5 protein-coding genes are annotated in these 4,300 nt (G+C 70.3%); 1 reads left to right on the top strand and 4 read right to left on the bottom strand.

The features are described 5' to 3' along the window. The 4 genes from IT293_12395 to IT293_12380 all read right to left on the bottom strand — a co-directional run. The coding region (locus IT293_12395; GenBank protein MCC6765451.1) for a hypothetical protein at nucleotides 1-141 on the bottom strand (141 nt) is incomplete at its 3' end. Between the two features lie 27 nt (nucleotides 142-168). Continuing rightward, nucleotides 169-1,041 (bottom strand): LLM class flavin-dependent oxidoreductase, encoded by an 873-nt coding sequence (locus IT293_12390; GenBank protein MCC6765450.1) that lies wholly within the window; start codon nucleotides 1,039-1,041, stop codon nucleotides 169-171. A 15-nt stretch (nucleotides 1,042-1,056) separates the two neighbouring features. Continuing rightward, a complete protein-coding gene (locus tag IT293_12385) occupies nucleotides 1,057-2,607 on the bottom strand; it encodes an acyl-CoA synthetase (GenBank protein ID MCC6765449.1) in 1,551 nt (516 codons plus the stop codon). A gap of 27 nt (nucleotides 2,608-2,634) precedes the next feature. Beyond that, a complete protein-coding gene (locus tag IT293_12380; protein MCC6765448.1) occupies nucleotides 2,635-3,633 on the bottom strand; it encodes an LLM class F420-dependent oxidoreductase in 999 nt (332 codons plus the stop codon). Nucleotides 3,634-3,651: 18 nt separating this feature from the next. On the opposite strand from IT293_12380, the gene IT293_12375 reads away from it, so the two are divergent. After that, nucleotides 3,652-4,300, top strand: a 649-nt coding sequence (locus tag IT293_12375; GenBank protein ID MCC6765447.1) for a serine hydrolase, incomplete at its 3' end; no start/stop codon positions are given.

Below are 4,300 nucleotides of genomic sequence, written 5' to 3'. Positions count from 1 at the left end.
GCCGGCCTCCGCGGACTCGATCGCGGCGCACGCCCCCGCGCAGCCGAGGCCGACGACGACGACGTCGGCCTCGCGATCCCAGCGGCGTACCGCGTGCGCGTCGCGCACGTCGGACGCCGCAACTTCAACCGTCGACGCCATGATGCCTCCGTTGCGGTATCGGTGCACTCAGAAGAGCAGATCCTCGACGCGCTTGATCTCGTCGGGATCGAGCGTGGTCGGCGCGAGGATGATCTCGTCCGCGCCCGCGTCCCGCGCGCGGGTGACGGCGTCGCGGAGCCCCGACGCGTCGACCGTCGGCACGAGCGGAATCAGGCTCGCGGCGCTCGGTCCGAGAAAGCGGAGGTACCGGCCGAGGTATTCGTCCATCTGGCGGCGTCCCGCGGGACCGAGCGCGAACCAGCAGCCCGTCACCAGGCGCGGCGGCTCGGTGCGGCCGGCGGCCGTCCAGGCCGCGCGCGCTCCCCCGAAGGCGTACTCGAGCTCCTCGCGCGCGAGCGTGAAGGAAAAGCCGAGGATGCCGTCGGCGAAGTGCGCGGCGCGCGTGATGGCGCGCGGGAAGAGGGCGCCCACGAGGATCCTCGGGCCGCCGGGCTGGACGGGTTTCGGTTCGATCGGGTCGCGCGCTCCGGGTGCGAGCCCTCCCGCCCAGAGTCGCCGCAGCTCGCCGACCTGCCGCTCCAGGCGGGCGAGACGACCCGGCCAGGGCGCGCCGACCGCGGCGTAGTCGTCCTCGCGCCCGCCGACGCCCACGCCCAGCACGACCCGGCCGTTCGAGAGCACGTCGAGCGTCGCGATCTGCTTCGCGGCCCGCGCCTCCGGGTGCATCGGCAGGACCATGACGTTGTAGAAGAGCGGGACGCGCGTGGTCCACGCCGCCGCGGCGGAGATCGCGACCGTCATCTCCGGGTTCGGAAAGTTGATGCGCTCCCCGACGGCGAGGCTCGAGAACGGCCCCTCGTCGATGCCGCGACACCATGCGTAGAGGAGCGCGCGGTCGAGCCCGGGCGCCATCACGGGGAGGTTGAGTCCGATGTTCACGTGGCGGGGAGCGGATCAGATCGCACGTTCGCGCCCCACCCAGTAGGGATCGCGGAGCTTGCGCTTGTAGAGCTTCCCGTTCGGATCGCGGGGGAGCTCGGGCATGAAATCGATCGACTTCGGAACCTTGAACTTCGCGATGCGCTCGAGACAGAAGGTGGTGAGCTCGTCGGCGAGCGCCCGGCCGGGCTCGATGCCGGCCGCGGGCTCGATCACGGCCTTCACGCTCTCGCCCCAGTCCTCGTCGGGGATCCCGAAGACGGCCGCGTCGCCGACCTTGGGGTGGGCGAGCAGGCACGCCTCGATCTCGCTCGGATAGATGTTGGCGCCCCCCGAGATGATCATGTCGATCTTCCGATCGCACAGGAACAGGTAACCGGCGTCGTCGAGGTAGCCGACGTCGCCGACCGTGAAGAAGCCGTCGCGCCGGTTGGCGTGGGTCTTCTTCTGGTCGCCGTGATACTCGAAGTCCTGCACGCCGAGCTTCATGAAGACCGTGCCCGGAGTTCCCGTCGCGAGGTCCGCGCCCTCGTCGTCGAGGATGCGGACCTCGGAGCCCGCCCAGGCCTTGCCGACGGTGCCGGGCCGCTCGAGCCACTCCTGCGGCGTGACGAGCGTCCCGCCGCCTTCGCTCGCGGCGTAGTATTCGTAGATCGTCGAGCCCCACCACGCGAGCATCCGGCGCTTCACGTCGACGGGGCAGGGCGCGGCCGCGTGCACGACGTGGCGCAGGGAGGAGACGTCGTAGGCCGCCTTCACGTCTTCGGGGAGCGCCAGGAGGCGGTGGAACTGGGTCGGCACCATGTGCGTGGTGGTGACCCGATCGCGCTCGATCACCTCGAGCGCGCCCTCCGGCGTCCACTTGTCCATGACCGACAGGGTGTGGCCGTAGTGCAGCGAGCAGCCGGCGAAGACCAGCACCGCGGTGTGGTAGAGCGGCGATCCGATGAGGTGCACGCCGTTCCCGCGCGGCGTGATGCCGAACATGGCGAGGAACATCGCGAACATCGAGCCGACCGTGTCGGGATCGAAGGGCATCAGGGCGCGCCGGACCCCTTTGGGCCGGCCCGTCGTGCCCGAGGTGTAGTTCATGACCTGACCCGCCGCGCGGTCGGCGGGCGCGCTCGTCGGCGTGCCTTCGGTGAGCGCGGCGTAGGGCCGGAATCCCGGGATCGCGCCGATGGCGAAGCAGCTCGACCCGGCGAGCTTCGCCTCGTCCGCGCCGGCCTTCGCGATCGCCGCGAAGCGTGCGTCGGCGACGAACGCCTTGGCGCCGGAGTCGGCGAGGATGTAGGCGATCTCGGGCCCGGCGAGGTGGTGGTTGATCGGCACGAGGTAGAGGCCCGCCTGCGTCGCCGCGAGGTAGAGCTCGATCATCGGCGCATCGTTCGGGAGCAGCGTGGCGACGACGTCGCCCTGCGCGAGGCCGAGCCAGCGGAGGCCGTGAACGAGCTGATTCGAGCGCGCGAGCAGGTCGCCCGCCGTGATGCGGACGCCGTCCGGCGTGACCAGCGCGACGTGCTCGGGGTGGGCGGTCGCGAGGTTCCAGAATCCGAGCTCACTCATGACGGAGGATCCTTTCGTGCGGGGAGGTCAGAGGGCCGCCTCGGCGAGCAGGCGCAGCGTGCCGGCGTCGCGGGTGCCGGCGAGGATGGTGGTGACGGGGCTCTCGCGCCACGCCTGCAGGCGGTCCTTCACACGCGCCGGCGGTCCCGCGAGCGAGATCTCGTCGGCGAGCTTGTCGGGCACCGCGGCCACCGCTTCGGTCCGCTTGCCCTCGAGGAACAGCTTCTGGACGGTCCGTGCTTCCGCCTCGAAGCCGAGCCGCCCGATGAGGTTGAGATGGAAGTTCTTCGATGCTGCGCCCATGCCGCCGATGTAGAAGGCGAGCGCCCACTTGACCGGGATCAGGCACGATTCGAGGTCGTCGCCGATCACGACCGTGACGGGACATGCGATGTCGAATCCCGGCTTCAGGCTCCGCAGCGATTCCTTGTAGATGTCCGGGCGGAACGGCGAGTAGAACAGCGGCAGCCAGCCGTCGGCGATCTCGGTCGCCATCTTGACGTTCTGCGGGCCCTCGGCGCCGAGATACATCGGGATCTCTGCGCGTCGCGGGTGAGTAATGAGCTTGAGCGGCTTGCCGAGTTGGGCGCCGCCGCTGATCGGCAGCTGGTAGTGCTCACCGTGGAACGTGACCGGCCCTTCGCGCCGGATCATCGTGCGCACGAGATCGAAGAACTCGCGCGTGCGTCCCATGGGCTTGGGGAACGGCTGCCCGTACCATCCTTCGACGACCTGCGGTCCGGACACGCCGACCCCGAGGATCAGGCGCCCGTTCGTGAGGTGGTCGATGGTCGTCGCGGTCATCGCCACGCAGGCGGGCGTCCGCGCGGCCATTTGCATGATGCCGGTTCCGAGCTTGATCTTGCTCGTCTTGGCGCCGATCCAGCACAGCGGTGAGAAGACGTCCGAGCCGTAGGCCTCCGCCGTCCACGCGGAATCGTATCCGAGCCGTTCGGCTTCGCACACGAGCTCCGTCGGGTCCCAGGGATCGGGCATCCAGTAGCCGACCATCAAGCCGAGGCGCATGCGTGAGACCTCCGAGGAATGCGTTCCGCGCGGGAGGGGAGCCACCGGCGACCTCGCGCGCATCGGGCCGACGATCGAAGCGACGGAAGTAGAACAGGTTCTAATTCGAGAGGCAACCGCGGCGCGCGTCCGGATAGTGGGTCAGTTCGATGGGAGGCGGCGTGGGACGAAGCCGATCCGTCTTCGTGGCCGGCCCGGTGCGCCGGTGCCGCGGGGACCCGACGCGGCGGGCACGATTCACTCCTGCGCGCCGGGCCGTTCCAGGCTACGATCACGCGCGTGTCGTGCCGCATCGTCACCCGTTGTCGTGTTCCGTCCTCGCTCACCTCGGTCACCACGATCCGGCCGAACGTCGAGACGCCCCCGCGCGACGTGGGCGTCGACCCGGCCGCCGTCGATCGCATCTGGGAGGCGGCGGAGGAGATCTACCGGAGCGGCATCCACCCCGCGCTCGCCCTCTGCGTGCGCCATCGCGGCGAGGTGCTCCTCGATCGCGCGCTCGGCCACGCGCACGGCAACGGCCCGTACGACCGGCCGGAGGGACCGAAGGTGCTCGCGACCCCGGACACGCCCTTCGGGATGATGTCGGCGACCAAGGCGGTGACGGCCATGGTCGTCCACCTCCTCGACGAGCGCAACCTGCTCCGCATCGACGACCGGGTCTGCG

This window comes from Deltaproteobacteria bacterium (assembly GCA_020848745.1).
GTDB lineage: Bacteria > Desulfobacterota > Binatia > UTPRO1 > UTPRO1 > UTPRO1.
This window is presented reverse-complemented; position numbering and strand designations above follow the sequence as displayed.

Bases quoted from the DNA above. Each gene is read 5' to 3' on its own strand.
- IT293_12385 (MCC6765449.1), bottom strand. From the start codon at position 2,607: ATGAGTGAGCTCGGATTCTGGAACCTCGCGACCGCCCACCCCGAGCAC.
- IT293_12380 (MCC6765448.1), bottom strand. From the start codon at position 3,633: ATGCGCCTCGGCTTGATGGTCGGCTACTGGATGCCCGATCCCTGGGAC.